Source organism: Sphingomonas qilianensis, assembly GCF_039614825.1.
GTDB classification, from domain to species: Bacteria; Pseudomonadota; Alphaproteobacteria; order Sphingomonadales; family Sphingomonadaceae; genus Sphingomonas; species Sphingomonas qilianensis.
Genome location: NZ_JBDIMF010000001.1, coordinates 484809 through 504263, shown reverse-complemented (window position 1 = coordinate 504263; position 19455 = coordinate 484809). Strand labels below are relative to the sequence as shown.

General features: G+C 64.6%; 17 protein-coding genes. 9 read left to right on the top strand and 8 right to left on the bottom strand.

From position 1 onward, the window contains the following. Positions 1-25 precede the first annotated feature (25 nt). Positions 26-2983, top strand: coding sequence for a M16 family metallopeptidase (locus tag ABC969_RS02435; protein ID WP_345862711.1), 2958 nt, complete (start codon positions 26-28; stop codon positions 2981-2983). A gap of 37 nt (positions 2984-3020) precedes the next feature. Here ABC969_RS02435 and ABC969_RS02430 read toward each other — a convergent pair whose 3' ends face one another. The 3 genes from ABC969_RS02430 to ABC969_RS02420 all read right to left on the bottom strand — a co-directional run bounded on the left by ABC969_RS02430 (position 3021) and on the right by ABC969_RS02420 (position 7736). Further along, positions 3021-4805 carry an AMP-dependent synthetase/ligase gene (locus ABC969_RS02430; protein ID WP_345862709.1) on the bottom strand — a complete coding sequence of 595 codons (1785 nt, stop codon included), beginning with the start codon at positions 4803-4805 and terminating at the stop codon, positions 3021-3023. A 71-nt stretch (positions 4806-4876) separates the two neighbouring features. Continuing rightward, entirely contained in the window at positions 4877-6541 is a 1665-nt protein-coding gene (ggt, locus tag ABC969_RS02425; RefSeq protein WP_345862707.1) for a gamma-glutamyltransferase, read from the bottom strand. A 157-nt stretch (positions 6542-6698) separates the two neighbouring features. Next, complete coding sequence (locus ABC969_RS02420) at positions 6699-7736, bottom strand: quinone-dependent dihydroorotate dehydrogenase (protein ID WP_345862706.1); 1038 nt, start codon at positions 7734-7736, stop codon at positions 6699-6701. Between the two features lie 164 nt (positions 7737-7900). On the opposite strand from ABC969_RS02420, the gene ABC969_RS02415 reads away from it, so the two are divergent. The 8 genes from ABC969_RS02415 to ABC969_RS02380 all read left to right on the top strand — a co-directional run bounded on the left by ABC969_RS02415 (position 7901) and on the right by ABC969_RS02380 (position 14148). Further along, positions 7901-8404, top strand: a complete 504-nt coding sequence (locus ABC969_RS02415) for an SUF system Fe-S cluster assembly regulator (RefSeq protein ID WP_345862704.1) — start codon at positions 7901-7903, stop codon at positions 8402-8404. Beyond that, complete coding sequence (sufB, locus tag ABC969_RS02410) at positions 8404-9888, top strand: Fe-S cluster assembly protein SufB (protein ID WP_345862703.1); 1485 nt, start codon at positions 8404-8406, stop codon at positions 9886-9888. Before ABC969_RS02415 ends, sufB begins: the two co-directional genes overlap by 1 nt. Continuing rightward, positions 9885-10415: an endonuclease domain-containing protein gene (locus ABC969_RS02405; RefSeq protein ID WP_345862701.1), complete on the top strand. Its 531-nt coding sequence runs from the start codon at positions 9885-9887 to the stop codon at positions 10413-10415. Before sufB ends, ABC969_RS02405 begins: the two co-directional genes overlap by 4 nt. Further along, complete coding sequence (gene sufC, locus ABC969_RS02400) at positions 10408-11151, top strand: Fe-S cluster assembly ATPase SufC (protein ID WP_345862700.1); 744 nt, start codon at positions 10408-10410, stop codon at positions 11149-11151. The genes ABC969_RS02405 and sufC overlap by 8 nt, the downstream gene beginning before the upstream one ends. A gap of 112 nt (positions 11152-11263) precedes the next feature. Continuing rightward, entirely contained in the window at positions 11264-12058 is a 795-nt protein-coding gene (locus tag ABC969_RS02395) for a SufD family Fe-S cluster assembly protein (protein ID WP_345863793.1), read from the top strand. Then, entirely contained in the window at positions 12055-13314 is a 1260-nt protein-coding gene (locus ABC969_RS02390; protein WP_345862699.1) for an aminotransferase class V-fold PLP-dependent enzyme, read from the top strand. The genes ABC969_RS02395 and ABC969_RS02390 overlap by 4 nt, the downstream gene beginning before the upstream one ends. 10 nt (positions 13315-13324) lie before the next feature. Next, complete coding sequence (locus tag ABC969_RS02385) at positions 13325-13795, top strand: SUF system Fe-S cluster assembly protein (protein ID WP_345862698.1); 471 nt, start codon at positions 13325-13327, stop codon at positions 13793-13795. Then, positions 13795-14148, top strand: a complete 354-nt coding sequence (locus ABC969_RS02380; RefSeq protein WP_345862697.1) for a HesB/IscA family protein — start codon at positions 13795-13797, stop codon at positions 14146-14148. The genes ABC969_RS02385 and ABC969_RS02380 overlap by 1 nt, the downstream gene beginning before the upstream one ends. A gap of 39 nt (positions 14149-14187) precedes the next feature. Here ABC969_RS02380 and ABC969_RS02375 read toward each other — a convergent pair whose 3' ends face one another. From ABC969_RS02375 to ABC969_RS02355, 5 genes are all read right to left on the bottom strand, one after another. Beyond that, positions 14188-14697 carry a Ros/MucR family transcriptional regulator gene (locus ABC969_RS02375; protein WP_345863792.1) on the bottom strand — a complete coding sequence of 170 codons (510 nt, stop codon included), beginning with the start codon at positions 14695-14697 and terminating at the stop codon, positions 14188-14190. Positions 14698-15070: 373 nt separating this feature from the next. Beyond that, positions 15071-15829, bottom strand: coding sequence for a class II aldolase/adducin family protein (locus tag ABC969_RS02370; RefSeq protein ID WP_345862696.1), 759 nt, complete (start codon positions 15827-15829; stop codon positions 15071-15073). A gap of 50 nt (positions 15830-15879) precedes the next feature. Then, positions 15880-16983 (bottom strand): CaiB/BaiF CoA transferase family protein, encoded by a 1104-nt coding sequence (locus ABC969_RS02365; protein WP_345862694.1) that lies wholly within the window; start codon positions 16981-16983, stop codon positions 15880-15882. Between the two features lie 20 nt (positions 16984-17003). Further along, positions 17004-18116 carry a CaiB/BaiF CoA transferase family protein gene (locus ABC969_RS02360; RefSeq protein ID WP_345862693.1) on the bottom strand — a complete coding sequence of 371 codons (1113 nt, stop codon included), beginning with the start codon at positions 18114-18116 and terminating at the stop codon, positions 17004-17006. A gap of 132 nt (positions 18117-18248) precedes the next feature. Further along, positions 18249-19433 carry an acyl-CoA dehydrogenase gene (locus tag ABC969_RS02355; protein WP_345862692.1) on the bottom strand — a complete coding sequence of 395 codons (1185 nt, stop codon included), beginning with the start codon at positions 19431-19433 and terminating at the stop codon, positions 18249-18251. Positions 19434-19455: the final 22 nt, after the last annotated feature.

Here is a 19455-nt window from a genome sequence, read left to right as displayed (position 1 = left end):
GCTTTCACGCGCTACCACCTGTACCATGCATGTCCCCTTTGGCGCATCGCGCCGTCCGCTAATCCTTGCCTTGTTGCTCGGTCTTGCCCTCCCCGCGCAGGGGCAGGATGCCGCGCCGCAGACCGCGGTCGCCGCGGCGCAGTCCCCCACCGCGGCACAAGTCGATCGCCGCAACTGGCTGTTCGTCGATAGCGATATCAAGCCCGATCCCGAGTGGCATTATGGAACGTTGCCCAACGGGCTGCGCTATGCTGTGCGCAAGAATGGCGTCCCGCCCGGGCAGGTTTCGGTCCGCGTGCGGATCGATGCCGGCTCGCTGATGGAGACTGACAGCGAGCGCGGCTATGCGCACCTGATCGAGCATCTGTCGTTCCGCGGCTCGGCGTTTGTCCCCGATGGCGAGGCCAAGCGCATCTGGCAGCGCATGGGCACGACGTTCGGCTCCGACACCAATGCCCAGACCACCGCGACACAGACGGTGTACAAGCTCGATCTGCCCAGCGCGAGCGAGGTGCGGCTCGACGAGAGCCTCAAGATCATGGCGGGGATGGTTAGCAAGCCTAACATCACCGATGCCGCGCTCGGCGCCGAGCGGCCCGCCGTGCTGGCCGAGCAGCGCGAGGCACCGGGCCCCCAGGTGCGTTTCAGCGAGGCGCAGCTCAAAACTTTCTTCGCAGGGCAGCCGCTCGCCGATCGCTCGCCGATCGGCACGATCGACACGCTCAGCGCCGCCAATGCCGGCAAGGTAAAGGCATTCCACGACCGCTGGTATCGCCCCGAGCGCGCCGTGGTCGTGATTTCGGGCGATTTCGATCCGGCGATGTTCGAGCGGCTGGTGATCAAGAATTTCTCTGGTTGGCAAGGCGTGGGCAAGAACCCGGCAGATCCTGATTTCGGCAAGCCAGACCCCAAGCAGCCGACGACCGCGGTGATCAGCGAGCCCTCGTTGCCACCCGTGGTGACGATGGCGGTGGTCAAACCGTGGAAATATCAAAGCGACACGATCGTGATGAACCAGAATCGGCTGGTCGATTCGGTGGCAGCGCGCGTGATCAGCCGGCGGCTGGAGACGCGCGCCCGTGCAGGCGGCAGCTTCATTCGGGCGAGTGTGAGCACGAGCGACGAATCGCGTTCGGCAAGCCTCACCTTCGTGTCGATTCTGCCGATCGGCAATGATTGGGAAGCGGCGCTGAAAGATGTCCGCGCGGTGATCGCCGATGCGCAGAAGAATGCCCCGAGCGAGGCCGAAGTGCAGCGCGAACTGGCCGATTTCGACACTATCATGCGCACCAGCGTGGAAACACAAGGCGCCGAGCCGGGCGCGAGCCAGGCTGACGATATGGTCCAGGCGCTGGATATCCGCGAGACGACGACCGCGCCCGCAACGATCTATGCGGTGCTGAAGGACGCCATCGCCAAGAAAATGTTCACGCCGCAAACCGTGCTCGCCTCGACGCGGCGGATCTTTTCGGGCGATGCGACGCGCGCGCTCGTTAATATCCAGACCCCCGAAGAAGGCGCGGTGACCAAATTGGCGGCGGCGCTGCAGAGCGACGTTTCCGGGCTGGCCGGCAAGCGCAACACGCAGGGCAAGGTGACGTTCGCCAATCTGCCCAAGCTGGGCAAACCGGCGACGGTCGTGAGTCGCGAAAAGATTCCTGAATTCGATGCCGAAAAGGTCGTGTTTTCCAATGGCGTGCGGCTGATGCTGCGCGTCAGCCCGGCAGAATCGACGCGCGTTTATGTGCGCGTGCGCTTTGGCGGCGGGTATAATGCGCTGCCGGCGGACCGCGAGACGCCGGTCTGGGCTGGTGACATGGCGCTGGTTGCGGGCGGCATCGGCAAGCTGGGGCAGGGCGATCTCGAGCAACTGACCGCCGGGCGGCGCATTGGGCTCGATTTCGATGTTGGCGAGGACGCCTTCGTTTATGGCGCGATGACGTCGCCCGCCGATCTGGCCGATCAGATGAAACTGATCGCGGCGCGGATGGCGGCGCCGGGCTGGGATCCCAATCCGGTGACGCGCGCCAAATCGATGGCGCTGGCCGGTTTTGCCGGGTTCGACGCGTCGCCCGATGGCGTGTTGGCGCGCGACCTGGAAGGGTTGCTGCACGATGGCGATCCGCGCTGGGGCACGCCGACGCGCGAGCAGGTGGCCGCGACCAATCCGGCCAATTTCCGCAGCCTGTGGGAGCCGGTGCTGGCCGAGGGGCCGATCGAAGTGCAGGTGTTCGGGGATATCAACGCCGAGGCGGCGATCCAGGCCGTTGGCGCCAGCATCGGTGCGCTGCCGCCGCGCGCCGCGCCCGCCAGGCCTACCCCGCCGGTTAAGTTTCCGGCGCACAATGCCAGCCCGCTGATCCTGACGCATGGGGGCCCCGACAATCAGGCGGCGGCGGTGATCGTGTGGCCGACGGGCGGCGGGCTCGACCAGATCGCCGATAGCAATGCGCTCGACGTGCTGGCGGCGGTGTTCAGCGATCGGCTGTTTGATCGGCTGCGCTCCGAAGCGGGGGCAAGCTATTCGCCGAGCGTCCAGAGCCAGTGGCCCGAGGGCATGAGCGCGGGCGGGCGGCTGTTCGCGATCGGGCAGGTCGCGCCGAACAATGTCGGGCTGTTCTTCAAAATGTCGCGCGAAATCGCCGCCGATCTCGTCGCCAAACCGATCGGCGACGACGAATTGCAGCGCACGCTGACGCCGATGAAGGAGCTGATCCTGCGCCAGGCGACGGGCAATACTTTCTGGCTCAACCAGTTGCAGGGCGGCACATACGACCTGCGGCGGATCGATGCGGTGCGCAACATGTTTCGTGGCATCGGCGGGATGACCGCCGTCAAGCTGCAAGCCATTGCGGCGAAATATCTGCGGCCCGACGCGGACTGGACGATGGCGGTGGTGCCGCGCGGCAAGGATGGCAAGCCGGTGAGCCTGGCCGAGGCGCCGTCGGCACCCGCACCAGCGGCGAAGAAGACCGGTCGGTAAGCCAATTCCTCCCCGAGCAAGCTCGGGGAGGAATTGATCAGCTCTTGTACAGACCGTCCAGCCTCGCCCCGTAGACCTGCTTGAGCACGTGGCGGCGGATCTTCATCGATGGCGTCAGCTGTTCGTTCTCGATTTCAAAAGCATTATCCGCCAGGATGAAACGGCGCACGCGCTCGGTGACGGCCAGCTCTTTGTTGACGCGTTCGACGGCGTGGCCAATCGCCGTGCGATATTCGCTGTTTTCCGCCAGGCGCTTGAAATTGCACGCATCGCCATTGCGCGCGCACCATTCCTGCGTCCATTCGGAATCAGGCACGATCACCGCCACCATATAGGGTTTGCGATCGCCATAGATCATCGCCTGGGCGATTTCGTTCTGCAGCGTGAGCATGCCTTCGACCTTTTGGGGGGCGACATTCTCGCCCTTGTCGTTGACGATGATGTCCTTCTTGCGATCGGTGATCTGGATGCGGCCCCGTTCGTCGATCAGCCCGATATCGCCAGTGTGCAGCCAGCCCTCTTTCAGCACACGCGCGGTTTCCACCTCGTTGCGCCAATAACCGTGCATGACAAGCTCGCCCCGCACCAGAATTTCGCCATCCTCGGCAATGCGCACCTCGGTGCCCTCCAGCACCGGCCCGACCGTATCCATCTTGAGCCCGGCCTTGGGGCGGTTGCACGAGATCACCGGCGCAGACTCGGTCTGACCATAGCCTTGCAGCACGGTGATGCCGATCGCCTGGAAGAACACGCCGACCTCGGGCGTGAGCGGCGCGCCGCCCGACACCAACGCCTTGATGCGCCCGCCGAACTTCTTCTGGATCTTGGGGCGCAGCGTGGCCTTCAGCAGCAGGTTCATCGGCTTGTCGGCCAGCGACAGCCCGCCGGCCGCCTCCTTGGCGCCCAGCGCCTGCGCACGGCCGAGCAGATAATTGGATAGCTTGCCCTGCTTCTCGACCGCCTTGACGATGCGCTGGCGCAGCACCTCGAACAGACGCGGCACGACGATCATCATCGTCGGGCGGACCTCCTCGATATTGGCGGCAAGCTTATCGAGCCCCTCGGAATAATAGATTTGCGCGCCGAGGCCGATCGGGAAGAACTGCCCGCCGGTATGTTCATATGCATGGCTGAGCGGCAGGAAGGAGAGGAAGATCTCGTCGGCCCAGCCGAAATCCTCTTCGATCACCACGCAGCAACCGTTGACGTTGTGCAGGATCGCGCCGTGATGCTGCATCACGCCGCGCGGGCTGCCGCCGGTGCCGCTGGTGTAGATGATGCAGGCGAGATCATCGCGCCCGAACGTCGCCTTGGTGGCGGCGGTCTCGGCCTTGGTCGGGTGATCGGCGATCAGCGCGTGCCAGCTATGGCCTTCGAGCCCCTGGGTCAGCCGCAGATCGTCGATGCCGATGACGATCTTGGCCTCGCTCGAGCGGATCGCGGCGGGGAGCAGCGTCCTGGCCAGCTTGGCATTGGACACGATCACCGCGCGGGCGCCGGAATTTTCGATGATGTGCGCGTGATCGCGCTCGGTATTGGTGACGTAGGTCGGCACGGTCACGCAGCCGGCGGCCATGATGGCGAGATCGCTGATGCACCATTCGGGGCGGTTTTCGCTGACCAGCATGACGCGGTCGCCCGGCGTCAGGCCGATCGCGGTCAGCCCGGCGGCGAGGCTGGCGACCTTGTCCGCCGTCTCGCGCCAGCTGAGTGATACCCAGGCGCCGTTCTGCTTGTGCCACAGGAACGGCTTGTCCCCCTCGGCGGCGGCGCGCGTGAAGAACATCGTGACGAGATTGGGGAAGTGTTCGAGTTTGCGCATCATCTCTCCAAGCGGCTCTGGCGGCCTTGGCTGTTCTCTACACCCGGCGCGCGGGGTTTGTCAGCGGGAGATCATTGCGCGAGCGCGGTGCCGACACTGCGCGGGTCGGCGGCACCGACCCAGCCGGCGGGGGTCCGTTCGGCCGCATTGGCCTTCAGCCCGAGTTTGGCGACGACGACCTTGTGACCCAGCTTTTCGAGCGGCGCGAGCAGCGTTTCGCGCGCGGTGCCCTGTTCGAGCACCAGGCCGCGGGCGTTAAAGAACACCAGCCCTTCGCCGATCGCATCGCGCGCCGATTGGTGCCAATCGAGATGCGCGATCAGCGCCTTGGCGACCTGCATGATGATGGTCTTGCCGCCCGCCGCGCCGACCGTGAAGATGGGCGTGCCGGCCGCATCATAGACGATCGTCGGCGACATGGAGGAAAGCGGGCGCTTGCCGCCTTGCACGCGATTGGCGACCGGCATGCCATTCTTTTCCGGCACGAAGGTAAAATCGGTCAGCTCGTTGTTGAGCACATAGCCGTTGGCGATGAGCTGGCTGCCGAACGGCCCCTCGACCGTGGAGGTCATCGTGGCGATATCGCCCTTGGCGTCGATGGCGATGAAGTGTGTCGTGCTGGGCACTTCGGCGGAGGGCGCGGCGGTGCGCGGCTCGGCGCCGGGGGGCGTGCCGGCCTCGTATGTCGCCAGCGCCTTGTCGGTCGAGATCAGGCGGGAGCGCGACTCGATATAGGCGGGGTCGATCAGCCCGGCGAGCGGCACGGAAACAAAATCGCTGTCGCCGAGATATTTGTCGCGATCGGCATAAGCGAGCTGCATCGCCTCACCGATAAGATGCCAGGCGGTGGGCGAGTCCTTGCCCAGCTTAGTCATGTCGAAGCGCTCGAGCATGCCGAGGATCTGCAACACGGTGGTCGCGCCCGAGGAGGGCGGGCCCATGCCGCAGATCTTGTAGACGCGATACTTGCCGCACACGGCGGCGCGCGGCTTGGCCTGATATGCGGCGAGATCGGCAAGCGTGATGTCACTGGGGGCGAGCTTGCTGCCCGTGGCGGCGCCGACGATCGTCCGGGCATTGTCGCCCGTGTAGAATGCTGCCGGGCCGCCATTGGCGAGTTTCTTCAGGTATTTGGCGAGGTTGGGGTTCTTGACCGTGGCGCCGATCGGGAGCGGCCGGCTATCAATGGTGTAGAGCTTGGCGATCTCAGGGAAGTTGCTCCACAGCCGCGATGTCGCGGTGATGCCGGCGTTCATCGGCCGGGTGACCTGATAGCCGTCTTGCGCCAGCTTGATCGCGGGCGCGAACAGCGCCTTCCAGGGCAATTTGCCCCAGCGCGCATGCGTCATCGCCATGAGCCGGACATTGCCGGGCACGCCGACCGACCTGCCGCCCGCAACGGCTTCGAAAAACGGCCTGGGCGTGCCGTCGGGCCGGACGAAGCGATCGGGCGTCGCGGCGGCGGGGGCGGTTTCGCGGCCGTCGATCGTGTCGATCAGGCCGGTGGTGCCATCATGATACAGCAGGAAACCGCCGCCGCCGATGCCGGAAGATTGTGGCTCCACCACCGTCAGCGCGAGCAGCATGGCCATCGCCGCATCCGCCGCCGTGCCGCCGTCGCGCAGGATTTGTTGCCCGGCAAGCGTGGCGCGGGGATCGGCGGAGGTGACCATGCCCTGTGCCGAGGCGGTGGCGGGCAGGGTGAGCGCGGTGAGCGCGAGAAGGAGCTTTTTCATTGGCGACGACCGTAACGCGGTGGCCGGGGGGTGCAAGATGCCGACGTGTTTCCTGCCCGTCGCCCAGCGAACGCTGGGTCTCGTGTGGCTGCGGATCGCCATACTTCCCTAAGATCCCAGCGTTCGCTGGGATGACGGGGTTGGGCGAGCGATCAGGCTATTTGGTGCCGATCGCCTCGGCCACCGAGGCGAAGCCGTCGCGCTTGAGCAGGCCGGTGAGACCCTGGGCGATGCGGCGGGGCAGGCCGGGGCCTTCGAATACCAGGGCCGAATAGAGCTGCACCAGGCTCGCGCCGGCGCGGATGCGGGCAAAGGCTTCGTCGGCGCTGTCGATCCCGCCGACCGAGATCAACGGCAACGCCGCGTCGGTGGCGGTGCGGAAATCGACCAGTCGGGCGCGCGCCAGTCGCGCCAGCGGCGCCCCCGACAGGCCGCCGGTTTCGCGGCACTTGATCGATCGCAGGGCCGGGCGCGACAGCGTGGTGTTGCTGACGATCAGGGCATCCACGCCGCGCTCGATCGCGGCGCGCGCGATGCCGTCAATCTCGCGCGGATTGAGATCGGGCGCGACCTTGAGGAACAGGGGCCGCCGTTGTTTGCCGCGCCCGCGCGCGGCATCGGCGGCGGCAAGCAATTCGGTCAGCGCGGTGCCGTGTTGCAGATCGCGCAAGCCGGGCGTGTTGGGGCTGGAAATGTTGATCGTGACATAATCGGCGATCGCCGCAGCGCGCTCGACCCCGGTGACGTAATCCTGCACGCGATCGGCCGCATCCTTGTTCGCGCCGACATTGATGCCGAGCCGGCCCTTGCGCCGGGCCGCGATCGCACGCGGCAGTGCCGCGTCGATGCCGCCATTGTTGAAGCCCAGCCGGTTGATGATCGCGCGATCCTCGCGCAGCCGGAAGATGCGGGGCTTGGGGTTGCCGGGTTGCGGTAATGGGGTGAGCGTGCCGATCTCGACGCTGCCGAAGCCGAGCCCGAAAAATCCATCGATGGCATGGCCGTCCTTGTCCACGCCGGCTGCCAGCCCAACGGGATTGGCGAAGTCCAGCCCCGCGACGTGGTTGTGCAGCACAGGATCGGCGACCGGGCCGCCGCCGCGCCCGCCCCAGGCGGCCAGCGCGGTGATCGTCAGCGCGTGCGCGCGTTCGGCATCGAGAGCGAACAATGCAGGGCGGAGCAGCGAAAAGACCATCCGGCGCCCATGACATTGTGCGGGCTTGCGGTCAAAGTTGTACGAAACGCAGAGATGATGCTCCAAACAGGCCGCCGTGCTGCAGCCCGCGGTTGACACGACCGCTTTACTCCCCAAATAAGCAATCGGAACGATTTGGTCCGATTTGAGAATGCTTCGCAACTATGCGTTTATCCAGCCTTGCCGATTATGCCGTGGTGATGATGTCCGCCGCTGCGCGCCATTGCGGCGGCGTGGCGCGGCTCAACGCGACGTTGCTGGCCGAGGAGACGGCAATTCCGTTGCCGACGGTGCAGAAGCTGGTCAGCCGGCTATCGGCCGCGGGGCTGATCGAGAGCGCACGGGGGACGGGCGGCGGCTTTCGCCTGTCGCGCCCGCCCTCGGCGATCAACCTTGCCGAGATCATCGAGGCAATCGAGGGGCCGATCGCGCTGACCGCGTGTACCGAGCATGCCCCGCGCGACTGCAAGGCGGAGGAGACGTGCCGCGTGAAGCCGCACTGGAATGTGGTGAATGGCGCGGTGCGCGGGGCGCTGGCGAGTGTTTCGCTGGCGAGCTTGGCAACATCCTTGCCCCGCGACGGCGCGGGGGCAAAGGCCCCGGACGAAGTGCTTGAAACTCTGGATCCCCGCGTGCGCGGGGAAACGGTAGAAGGAATATTGGCATAATGGCCACCAAGAACGCCGAAGCCTATGAGGCCGCGAACAAGACGTACGAATGGGGTTTCCATTCGGATATCGAGCAGGAATTCGCCCCTAAGGGGCTGAACGAAGATACCGTGCGGTTCATTTCGGCCAAGAAGGGCGAGCCGCAGTGGATGCTCGACTGGCGGCTGAAGGCGTATCGCCTGTGGCTGACGCTGGAAGCGCCGGACTGGTCCAAGCTGCAGATCGATCCGATCGATTACCAGGATGCCTATTATTATGCCGAGCCGAAGGCCAAGCCCAAACTCGGCTCGCTCGACGAGGTCGATCCCGAAATCCTGCGTGTTTATGAGAAGCTCGGCATCCCGATTTCGGAGCAGAAGATGCTTGCCGGCGTCGTCGAGACCGAGGCGGATGGCACCCCCAAGCGCCGCGTGGCGGTGGATGCGGTGTTCGACAGCGTTTCCGTGGCGACCACGTTCCGCAAGGAGCTGGAGGCGGCTGGTGTGATCTTCCGGTCGATCTCCGAGGCGATCAAGGAATATCCCGATCTGGTGCGCAAGTGGCTCGGCCGCGTCGTGCCGATCCATGATAACTATTTCGCAGCGTTAAATGCTGCCGTGTTCAGCGACGGTACGTTCGTGTACATCCCTGAGGGCGTGCGCTGCCCGATGGAGCTCAGTACCTATTTCCGCATCAATGCCGAGAATACGGGCCAGTTCGAACGCACGCTGATCGTGGCCGACAAGGGCAGCTACGTCTCCTATCTCGAGGGCTGTACCGCGCCGATGCGCGACGAGAACCAGTTGCACGCCGCGGTGGTCGAACTGGTCGCGCTGGACGATGCCGAGATCAAATATTCGACCGTGCAGAACTGGTATCCGGGCGACGAGAACGGCAAGGGCGGGATCTATAATTTCGTCACCAAGCGCGCGCTTTGTTCGGGCAAGAATTCGAAGGTCAGCTGGACGCAGGTCGAGACGGGCAGCGCGATCACCTGGAAATACCCGTCCTGCGTGCTTTCGGGCGAGAACAGCGTCGGCGAATTCTATTCAGTGGCGGTGACCAACAATCGCCAGCAGGCCGATACCGGCACCAAGATGATCCATCTCGGCAAGGGTTCGCGTTCGACGATCGTCGCGAAGGGCATTTCGGCGGGGCGGTCTGACAACACCTATCGCGGGCTGGTGCGCGTCGCGCCGACCGCGGAAGGCGTGCGCAACTTTACGCAGTGCGACAGCCTGCTGCTCGGCGATCAGTGTGGCGCGCATACCATTCCGTATATCGAGGTGCGCAACCCGAGCGCGCAGATCGAGCATGAGGCGACGACCTCGAAGATTTCCGACGACCAGATGTTTTACGCGATGCAGCGCGGGCTCGATTCGGAGAGCGCGGTGGCGCTGATCGTGAATGGCTTTGCGCGCGAGGTGCTGCAGCAATTGCCGATGGAGTTTGCGGTCGAGGCGCAGAAGCTGCTGGGGATTTCGCTGGAAGGCTCGGTCGGATGATCCTGTCGCCGCAAGACAATGACCGGCGCGAAAACTCCCCTCCCCTTCAGGGGAGGGGCCGGGGGTGGGGGCTCTCCGCAGAGTACCTGGCGCTGTTGCACAAGCGCGCTGCCGACATGCGCCGCAACCCAACCGAGCCGGAAAAGCGCCTGTGGCGTGTGCTCTCCAACGGTCAGCTGGACGGGCATAAGTTTCGCCGCCAAGCCGTTGTGGGCCGTTTCATCGCCGATTTCGCCTGTGCGCAAAAGGCGCTGATCGTGGAGGTCGATGGCGATACGCATGACGCAGGCAAGGATCGCCTGCGCGACGATATTCTTGCTGGCCACGGCTTTCGTGTTTTGCGCGTCACCAATTACGAGGTGATGACGAACCTGGAAGGCGTGTTCAGGGCGATCCGGATCTCGCTTGATCAGGCGTCGTTGCGCTGGGCACGCCCCCACCCCAACCCCTCCCCTGAAGGGGAGGGGCTTGAAGGAACCATGCCGTCTATCGGCGCATCATCGAATTCGAAGGCTGACCATGCTTAAAATCACCGACCTCCACGCCGAAATCGACGGCAAGGAAATCCTCAAGGGCCTGTCGCTCAGCGTCAATGCGGGCGAGGTCCATGCGATCATGGGGCCGAATGGCGCGGGCAAGTCGACGCTGGGCTATGTGCTCGGCGGCCGCCCGGGCTATGAGGTCACTGCGGGCTCGGTCGCGTTCGCCGGGCAGGACCTGCTCGACATGGCGCCGCACGAGCGCGCCGCCGCCGGGCTGTTCCTCGGCTTCCAATATCCCGTCGAAATTCCCGGCGTGTCCAACGTGCAGTTTTTGCGCGAGGCGCTCAACGCGCAGCGCCGCTTGCGGGATGAAAAGCCGCTGTCCGGCGCCGAGTTCCTCAAGCTCGCCCGCGCGCAGGCGGATGCGCTGAGCATGGACCAGGAGATGCTCAAGCGGCCGGTGAATGTCGGCTTCTCGGGCGGCGAGAAGAAGCGCAACGAGATGGTGCAGATGGGCATCATCGGCCCCAAGCTGGCGATCCTCGACGAGACGGATAGCGGGCTAGACATCGATGCGCTGCGCGTCGTCGGCGACGGCATCAACCGCATCATGCGCCAGCCCGACAAGGCGGTGATCCTGATCACGCATTACCAGCGGCTGCTCGATTATGTGAAGCCGGATTTCGTGCACGTGCTGGCCGGCGGGCGGATTATTCGCAGTGGTGGCGCCGAACTGGCGCTGGAACTGGAGAGCGAAGGCTATGCCGGGGTGATGGCATGACCGCCGAAGGCAAAAATTCTGCCCTTTTTCTCGACGTCCTCAGCGCCTCTGCGCGCACAGAGAAGATTGGTTCGCGCAGAGGCGCTGTGAGCGCAGAGATGGTGTGCCGGTGATGGACGTTGCAACACTCCCCACACGCCGGGATGAAGGCTGGCGCTATAGCGATCTGGAGGCTGTCGCCTCGGTTTGGCCCGTACCCGCACCGGAACTGATCGACGTGCCCGCCGGCACCTCTATCTCACGCGTCATTCTGCAGGATGCGGCGCTCGATGCGGTGGCGGTCCGCGATTATCGTGTCGTGCTGCATCCCGGCGCGACGGCGACGTTCCACGTGCTCAACATCGGCGGCAGGCTTGGCCGTGTGACGATCGATGTGACGTGCCATGAGGGCGCGCATTTCGAGCTTGGCGGGGCGATGCTCGGCGGCGGCGATCAGACGCTGGAGATCGTCACCACGCTCAACCATATTGCGCCCAATGCGACGTCCAACCAGGTCGTGCGCGCGGTGCTGGCGGGCAAGGCGACGGGATCGTATCTGGGCAAGGTCGCGGTGGCGCGGCATGCGCAAAAGACCGATGCGTCGCAGAGCGTGAAAGCCATGCTGCTGTCGCGCACGGCGACCGCCAACGCCAAGCCCGAGCTGGAAATATACGCCGATGACGTGAAGTGCGCGCATGGGGCGACCGTCGGCGAGTTGGATGCGAACGCGTTATTCTATCTCGCCTCGCGCGGGATTGCGCCGGCCGAGGCGAAGGCGCTGCTGCTGCGCGCGTTTATCGCCAGCGTGTTCGAGGGCATCGAGGATGCGAGCGAGCGCGAGCGTGTCGAGGCGGCGGCGCAGACGGCGCTGGAGCGGATGCTCTCTCCCCTCCCGCTTGCTGGAGGGGCTGGAGGGCCTGTCACATGACGAGCGCGATTCTTTCCGAACCGGCCCTCCCCCGACCCCTCCCGCAAGCGGGAGGGGAGACGAAGCCGCTCGACCACGTCGTTGATTTCCCCGCCATCCCCGCTGGCTGGGCCTATCTTGACACCGCCGCCACTGCGCAGAAGCCGCACGCCGTGATCGATGCGATTACGCGGGGCTATGCTTGCGATTACGCCACGGTGCATCGCGGCGTGTATCAGCGCTCCGCCGACATGACGCTGACCTATGAGGCCGCGCGGAAGCGGGTCGCCGGGTTTATCGGCGCGACGACGCCCGACGAGATCGTCTTCGTCCGCGGCGCGACGGAAGGGATCAATCTCGTCGCGCAGTGCTGGGCGGGCACGCAGCTCAAAGCCGGCGATCGTATCCTGCTGTCGCAGCTCGAACATCATTCCAACATCGTGCCCTGGCAGATGATCGCCGAGCGCATCGGCGCGCATATCGATGTGATTCCGCTGACCGCCGATCACTGCATCGATCTCGATGCGATGCAGGCGATGATTACCCCTGCACACAAATTGGTCGCGCTGGCGCACGTCTCGAACGTGCTCGGCTCGGTGCTGGATGGCTCGCGGGCGGCTGCAATCGCGCATTCGGTCGGCGCGAAAATCCTGCTCGACGGTTGCCAAGCGGTGCCGCGCTTAAGCGTCGATGTCGCTGCGCTTGATTGCGACTTTTACGTCTTTTCGGGCCATAAGCTTTATGGCCCGACGGGCATCGGTGTGCTGTGGGGCAAGGCCGAACTGCTCGAAGCGATGCCGCCGTATCAGGGCGGCGGCGCGATGATCGATCGGGTGACGTTCGAGAAGACTACCTACGCCCCGCCGCCGGGCCGGTTCGAAGCGGGGACGCCGCATATCGTCGGCGTGCTCGGGTTGCATGCCGCGATCGATTATGTCGAGGAGATCGGGCTGGCGGCGATCCATGCGCATGAAACCGCGCTGGTGACCAAGACGCGCGCGGCACTCGCGCAGATCAATTCGGTCACCTTGTACGGGCCGGAGGACAGCGCCGGGATCGTGTCGTTCAGCATCGAAGGCGTGCACCCGCATGACATCGGCACAATCCTGGATGAAGCGAAGGTGGCGATCCGCGCCGGGCATCATTGCGCGCAGCCGCTGATGCAGGTGCTCGGCGTGGATGCGACCGCACGGGCCAGCTTCGGAGTGTATAATTCGGCCGCTGATGTGGATGCGTTGGTGGCAGGCATTCAACGCGTAACGCGAATTTTTAAATAAGGATCTTCGGATGAACGAAGAACACAGCATTGCGATCGAAGAAGTAAGTGCCGTGGAAGCGCCACCGCGCGCGCGCGTCGATGCGGCGCCAGTGGCAGCGCCGACCGAGCGTAAACGCGATTATCTCGAAGGCTTTCTGGCGCAAAAGCCGGTGGGCGATGCCCCGGGCGAGCCCGGGGGCGCGCTTTATGAGGCGGTGGTCGATGCGCTGAAGCAGATCTATGATCCCGAAATTCCGGTGAATATCTATGATCTCGGGCTGATCTATGGTGTCGACGTCACCAGCGACGGCCATGCCGTGGTGACGATGACGCTGACCACGCCCAATTGCCCTGTGGCGGAATCCATGCCGATGGAGGTCGAATTGCGCGTCGGCGCGGTGCCGGGGGTCGGCACGTCGGAGGTCAATCTCGTCTGGGATCCCGCCTGGGACCCGCAGAAGATGAGCGATGACGCGAAGCTCGAATTGGGAATGCTATAATGGCGACGATTGCCCGTCCGCGCCCTGCGGCGCTGAACCTCACGCCCTCCGCCCATGCGCGCATCGCCGAACTGATGGGCAAGGCGCCCGCCGAGGCGATCGGCGTGAAGCTGTCGACGCCGCGGCGCGGCTGTTCAGGGCTGGCCTATTCGGTCGACTACGTCACCGAGGCCAAGGCGTTCGACGAGCGTATCGACACGCCCGGCGGCACGTTGTTCGTCGATGGCGGCTCGATCCTGTATCTGATCGGCAGCACGATGGACTGGGTGGAAGACGATTTCGCCGCCGGCTTCGTGTTCGCTAATCCGAACGCGAAGGGTGCGTGCGGCTGCGGCGAGAGCTTCACCGTGTAACCCGCCGCGCGATCCCCGCAGGAACCGCGCGGCACGAGCTTATTCCGCCGCGGCTGCGGGGCGACGGCCGCGCTTGGGCTTGTCGGCCGGTGTGGCGCTTGCGGCGGCACGCGCGGCGCGGCCCTTTTGGCCAAGACCGATGCGATGCGCCATGGCGCGGCGCTGCTCCGAATAGGTCTCGGCGACCATCGGATAATCCGACTTCAGATTATAGCGTTCGCGATATTGCTCGGGGGTCATCCCGTGCGTGGAAAGATGCCGGCGCAATGTCTTGTACGGCTTGCCATCGATCATCGAGATGATGAAATCTTTGGATGCCAGTGATTTACGCGAGCTCACCGCCGGCGTATAGTCAGGCGCTGAGGGAGCTTCTTCGCTCGCTGCCGCCGTCGCTGCCGGATCACCCGAAAGCTCGCTAACGGTTGCATACATGGTACGCAGAAATGCCGGAACATCTTCTGCGGCAACGCGATTATTCTGATTGCTGAGCCAGGCGATGGTGAGTTCGGTGGCAAGTTCAACGGTGTTCAGTGTTGTATCTTCAGTCATGGTAGCTCCTTCGACCCGAAGGGCGGCCAACGCTGATCACGCCTCTTCTTTTTGCCCCATACAACTATGACATTCCGATGTCGACCAATGATGCTTGACAATTTTCGAGAGCAGTGTTGCTAGCGCGAAAGCAACTCAAGCGGATCATCGCAGCCCGGTCGTCTTGGCATGAAGCCGCAACTTGTCGCGCAAGTCACGGCGTAATCGTCACGGCAGAGCAGGCGGCAGATGGATGCCGATAAAGACTTGATCGATGTCAGCGATCATGATGGATCACGTGCGCGCTTAAACTGTCGCTTTTGATTTAATGCTCGTTGGCACCAATTTCCCATTTAGAGATGATTATCACCATTGTGCCGTGCGCCCGCGGGCGTCAGCTGCGCCAGCTTGTGTCGATCTTATCGACCTTGCGTACCATCGCTGCAAAGTCGGCCGCGCCGGGGCCGCCGGGCACTTGCGCCATATGCAGATCGCGCTGATGCACCGCGACGACCGCCTCATCGACCAGCAGCGGCTTGCCCATGCTCATCGTGGCAACCTGGATTTCGCAGGCGCGCTGCAGCGACCAATGCTTGATGAATGCTTCGGGGAGCGTGCGGCCCATGACCAGGATGCCGTGATTCTTGAGGAGCATGACGCGCTTGCTGCCGAGATGCGCGAGCAGCCGTTCGCCTTCTTCGTCGCGTACGGTGACACCCTCGAAATCATGGTATGCGATCTGCCCGGCGAAGTTGCAGGCATAGAAGTTGCTCGGCTGTAACCCACCCTCGACCGAACTGACCGCCATGCCCGCAGTGGTGTGCGTGTGCATGATGCAATGCGCGTCGGGCAGATGGCGGTGGAACAGCGCGTGCTGGACGAAGCCGGCGCGGTTGACGGGATAGGGGCTGTCGTCGAGCTTGTTGCCGTCGATATCGATCTTGACCAGGCTGGACGCGGTGACCTCGCTGAAGTGCAGCCCGAACGGGTTGATCAGAAAAGCGCCTTCTTCGTCGAGCTTCACCGTGATGTGGTTGTAGATCATTTCCGACCAGCCGAGCATATCGAACACGCGGTAACAGGCGGCGAGTTGTTGCCGCGCTTCCCATTCGGCTTCGCTCATTTGCGCGTTGCGAAGGATTGCCGTAGCCATGATGCTCTCCAAATCTGAACTGTCGGTACGATTATCGCACGAGCGATAGGTTAGCGCAAAGCGGCGATTTCGGCGTCGCTGAAGCCAAGTTCGGCAAGCACCGTGTCGTCGTGCGCCGAGGCCATGATCGGGGCGATGGTCGCACTGGCCGAATAGCGCGGCGCGGGGGCGGGCTGGGTGACGCCGCCGGCCTCGACGAACGCGCCGCGAGCAACGTTGTGCGGATCGACGACGGCTTCCTCGAACGACAGGACGGGGGCGAAGCAGACTTCGTGGCCGTCAAAGGCGACGCACCATTGGTCGCGGGTCCTCGTCCTGAACTGCTCGGTCAGACGTTGCTTCAGCGCCGGCCACTGGCGCGGATCGAACTGTGCCGCCCATTCGGCACCGTCGAGCGCGAGCACGCTGCGCAATGCGGCATAGAATTGTGGCTCGATCGCGCCGATCGCAACGTATTTGCCGTCTGCCGTCTCATAAGTATCGTAGAAGTGGGCGCCGCCATCGAGCAGATTCGTGCCGCGCGTATCGCTCCACCGGCCCATGGCCCGGAAGCCCCAGATCATGCTCATGAGCACGGACGAGCCTTCGGTCATTGCGCAATCCACCACCTGGCCCTGGCCGGTCGCTTTGGCCTGCAGGATCGCGGCAAGCATGCCAAAGGCGAGCATCATGCCACCGCCCCCGAAATCGCCGACCAGGTTGATCGGGAAGTGCGGCTTGCCACCGGCCGGGCCTAGCGCGTGGAGCACGCCGGATTGGGCGATGTAATTGATGTCGTGGCCGGGTTGCGGGGCCAACGGGCCGGTCTGCCCCCAGCCGGTCATACGGCCGTAGACGAGGCGCGGGTTGGCGGCGAGGAGGATATCGGGGCCGAGCCCGAGCCGCTCCATCACGCCGGGGCGGAAGCCTTCGATCAGGCCGTCGGCGGTGGCGACGATGCGCCTGACCGCGTCGATCGCCACGGGGTTCTTGAGATCGAGCGCGATCGTGCGACGCGAGCGCAGCAGCGGGTCCTTGGGGTTGGCGGCGTCGCCGGGGCGCTCGATGCGGATCACCTCGGCGCCGTGATCGGCGAGCATCATGCCGCAGAACGGGCCGGGGCCGATGCCGGCGATTTCGACGATACGGATGCCGTGGAGCGGGGCGGTGGTCATGGCGGTCCTCGGGGCTGTCCTCAGGGGCGGGGTGGGCTGGGCGAGTCGGAGACCATGCGGATGCCATCGATGACGATGGGGGAGGCGACGCCCGGGATGCCGCCCCGTGTAATCGCCATGCCGCGCGCGACAACCTGCGCATCGGCGAACACTTCGTCGACGCGGTTGATCGGGCCGGCGGGCACGCCCGCTTCGTCTAGCGCCCAGGCGAGATCGGCCTTGCGCCAGCCGCCAATGGCGGCGGTGAGCAGCGGGATCATCTCGGCACGGTGCTGCACACGGGCGGGGTTGGTGGCGAAACGCTCGTCGTTAGCCAGGGGAAGGTCGAGGATCGCGCAGAGCTTGGCGAACTGGCGGTCATTGCCGACCGCGATGATCAGATCGCCATCCGATGCGGCAAAGGCCTGATAGGGAGCAAGGTTCGCGTGGCCGTTGCCCATGCGGTGCGGCACATGGCCCGATGCCATCCAGTTGAGCGCCTGATTGGCGAGCACCGCGACCTGCGTATCGAGCAGCGCCATATCGATATGTGCGCCGGTGCCATCGCGATCGCGGGTGCGCAAGGCGGCGAGGATGGCGACGGCTGAATACACGCCGGTGAAGATGTCGGCATACGCAATGCCGGATTTCTGCGGGCGACCGTCGGGCTCGCCGGTCAGCGACATGATCCCGCCCATTCCCTGGATGATGAAATCATAGCCGGCGCGCGCGGCATAGGGGCCGGTCTGGCCGAAGCCGGTGATCGAGCAGGTAATCAGGCGCGGGTTGAGTTGCGAAAGGCTGGCGTGGTCGAGGCCGTATTTGACCAGCCCGCCGACCTTGTAGTTTTCGATCACCACATCGGACTCGGCGGCGAGCGCGCGGATCTCGGCCTGGCCCTCGGCGCTGGCGATGTCGACCGCGCGGCTGGTCTTGCCGCGGTTGGTCGAGTGGTAATAGGCCGCGTCGAGGTTGTCGCCGTTCGGGCCGGTCATGAAGGGCGGGCCCCAGTGGCGCGTGTCGTCGCCGGCGCCCGGGCGCTCGATCTTTGTGACTTCCGCGCCGAGATCGGCGAGCAACTGGCCGCACCAGGGGCCGGCGAGGATACGGGCGAGTTCGAGGACTTTGATGCCGGCGAGGGGTTTGTCAGGCATCGGCGCGAATCAAGCCACGAGCGTCATCCCAGCGGAAGCTGGGATCTCCCGGTTGGGAAGCGGGTGCCCACCGCTCGAGACTCCAGCTTTCGCGGGGGTGACCGGTGGATAATGCGGCGACGGGCGGCATGTTCAGAACGCTGCGATCCCCGTGATCGCGCGGCCCAGGATCAGCGCGTGTACGTCGTGCGCACCCTCATAGGTATTGACCGTCTCCAGGTTCATCATGTGGCGCATGATCTGATATTCGCCACTGATGCCGTTGCCGCCATGCATATCGCGGCTCATCCGCGCGATATCGAGCGCCTTGCCGACATTGTTGCGCTTGACGATCGAGACCATCTCGGGCGCGAAGCGGCCCTCGTCCATGAGGCGACCAACGCGCAGGGACGCTTGCAGCCCGAGCGCGATTTCGGTCTGCATGTCGGCGAGCTTCTTCTGGTACAGCTGGTTGGCCGCGAGCGGCTTGCCGAACTGGTGGCGATCCAGGCCATATTGCCGTGCCGCATGCAGGCAGAATTCGGCGGCGCCGAGTGCACCCCAGCTGATCCCGTAGCGCGCCCGATTAAGGCAGCCGAACGGACCCTTGAGGCCCTGGACGTCGGGGAGCAGCGCGTCCTCGCTGACCTCGACCTCGTCCATCATGATCATGCCGGTGATCGAGGCGCGTAAGGAGAGCTTGCCTTCGATCTTGGGCGTTTCGAGGCCCTTCATGCCCTTGTCGAGAATGAAGCCGCGAATGCCGCCGCCATGCGCATCGGATTTGGCCCAGACGACGAACACATCGGCGATGGGGGAGTTGCTGATCCAGGTCTTGGCACCCGAAAGCAGGTATCCGCCGTCGACCTTGGTGGCGCGCGTCGTCATGCCGCCGGGATCGGAGCCGGCATCGGGCTCGGTCAGGCCGAAGCAGCCGATGAACTCGCCCGATGCCAGCTTGGGCAGGTATTTCATCTTCTGCGCTTCGGAGCCGAAGGCGTAGATCGGGTACATGACGAGGCTCGACTGCACGCTCATCATCGAGCGATAGCCGCTATCGATCCGCTCGACTTCGCGCGCGACCAGGCCGTAGGCGACATAGCTCGCGCCGACGCCGCCATATTGTTCCGGTACGGTCGGCCCGAGCAGGCCGAGCGCGCCCATCTCGCGGAAGATCGCCACGTCGGTAACTTCATTCTGAAAGGCATCGACGATGCGCGGCGCGAGCTTTTCCTGCGCATAAGCCCGCGCGCTGTCGCGGATCATGCGTTCGTCTTCCTCGAGCTGATCGTCGAGAAGGAAGGGGTCGGCCCAGTCGAATTGGCCCATGCCGGTCATGTTGTGCTCCACTGTCGTAGCT

Coding starts and splice junctions, on each gene's coding strand:
- ABC969_RS02370 (WP_345862696.1), bottom strand. CDS start 15,829: ATGGCTACGGCAATCCTTCGCAACGCGCAAATGAGCGAAGCCGAATGG.
- sufB (WP_345862703.1), top strand. CDS start 8,404: ATGGCCACCAAGAACGCCGAAGCCTATGAGGCCGCGAACAAGACGTAC.
- ABC969_RS02405 (WP_345862701.1), top strand. CDS start 9,885: ATGATCCTGTCGCCGCAAGACAATGACCGGCGCGAAAACTCCCCTCCC.
- ABC969_RS02390 (WP_345862699.1), top strand. CDS start 12,055: ATGACGAGCGCGATTCTTTCCGAACCGGCCCTCCCCCGACCCCTCCCG.
- ABC969_RS02375 (WP_345863792.1), bottom strand. CDS start 14,697: ATGACTGAAGATACAACACTGAACACCGTTGAACTTGCCACCGAACTC.
- ABC969_RS02380 (WP_345862697.1), top strand. CDS start 13,795: ATGGCGACGATTGCCCGTCCGCGCCCTGCGGCGCTGAACCTCACGCCC.
- ABC969_RS02435 (WP_345862711.1), top strand. CDS start 26: ATGCATGTCCCCTTTGGCGCATCGCGCCGTCCGCTAATCCTTGCCTTG.
- ABC969_RS02420 (WP_345862706.1), bottom strand. CDS start 7,736: ATGGTCTTTTCGCTGCTCCGCCCTGCATTGTTCGCTCTCGATGCCGAA.
- ABC969_RS02385 (WP_345862698.1), top strand. CDS start 13,325: ATGAACGAAGAACACAGCATTGCGATCGAAGAAGTAAGTGCCGTGGAA.
- ABC969_RS02360 (WP_345862693.1), bottom strand. CDS start 18,116: ATGCCTGACAAACCCCTCGCCGGCATCAAAGTCCTCGAACTCGCCCGT.
- ABC969_RS02430 (WP_345862709.1), bottom strand. CDS start 4,805: ATGCGCAAACTCGAACACTTCCCCAATCTCGTCACGATGTTCTTCACG.
- sufC (WP_345862700.1), top strand. CDS start 10,408: ATGCTTAAAATCACCGACCTCCACGCCGAAATCGACGGCAAGGAAATC.
- ABC969_RS02355 (WP_345862692.1), bottom strand. CDS start 19,433: ATGACCGGCATGGGCCAATTCGACTGGGCCGACCCCTTCCTTCTCGAC.
- ABC969_RS02395 (WP_345863793.1), top strand. CDS start 11,264: ATGGACGTTGCAACACTCCCCACACGCCGGGATGAAGGCTGGCGCTAT.
- ggt (WP_345862707.1), bottom strand. CDS start 6,541: ATGAAAAAGCTCCTTCTCGCGCTCACCGCGCTCACCCTGCCCGCCACC.
- ABC969_RS02415 (WP_345862704.1), top strand. CDS start 7,901: ATGCGTTTATCCAGCCTTGCCGATTATGCCGTGGTGATGATGTCCGCC.
- ABC969_RS02365 (WP_345862694.1), bottom strand. CDS start 16,983: ATGACCACCGCCCCGCTCCACGGCATCCGTATCGTCGAAATCGCCGGC.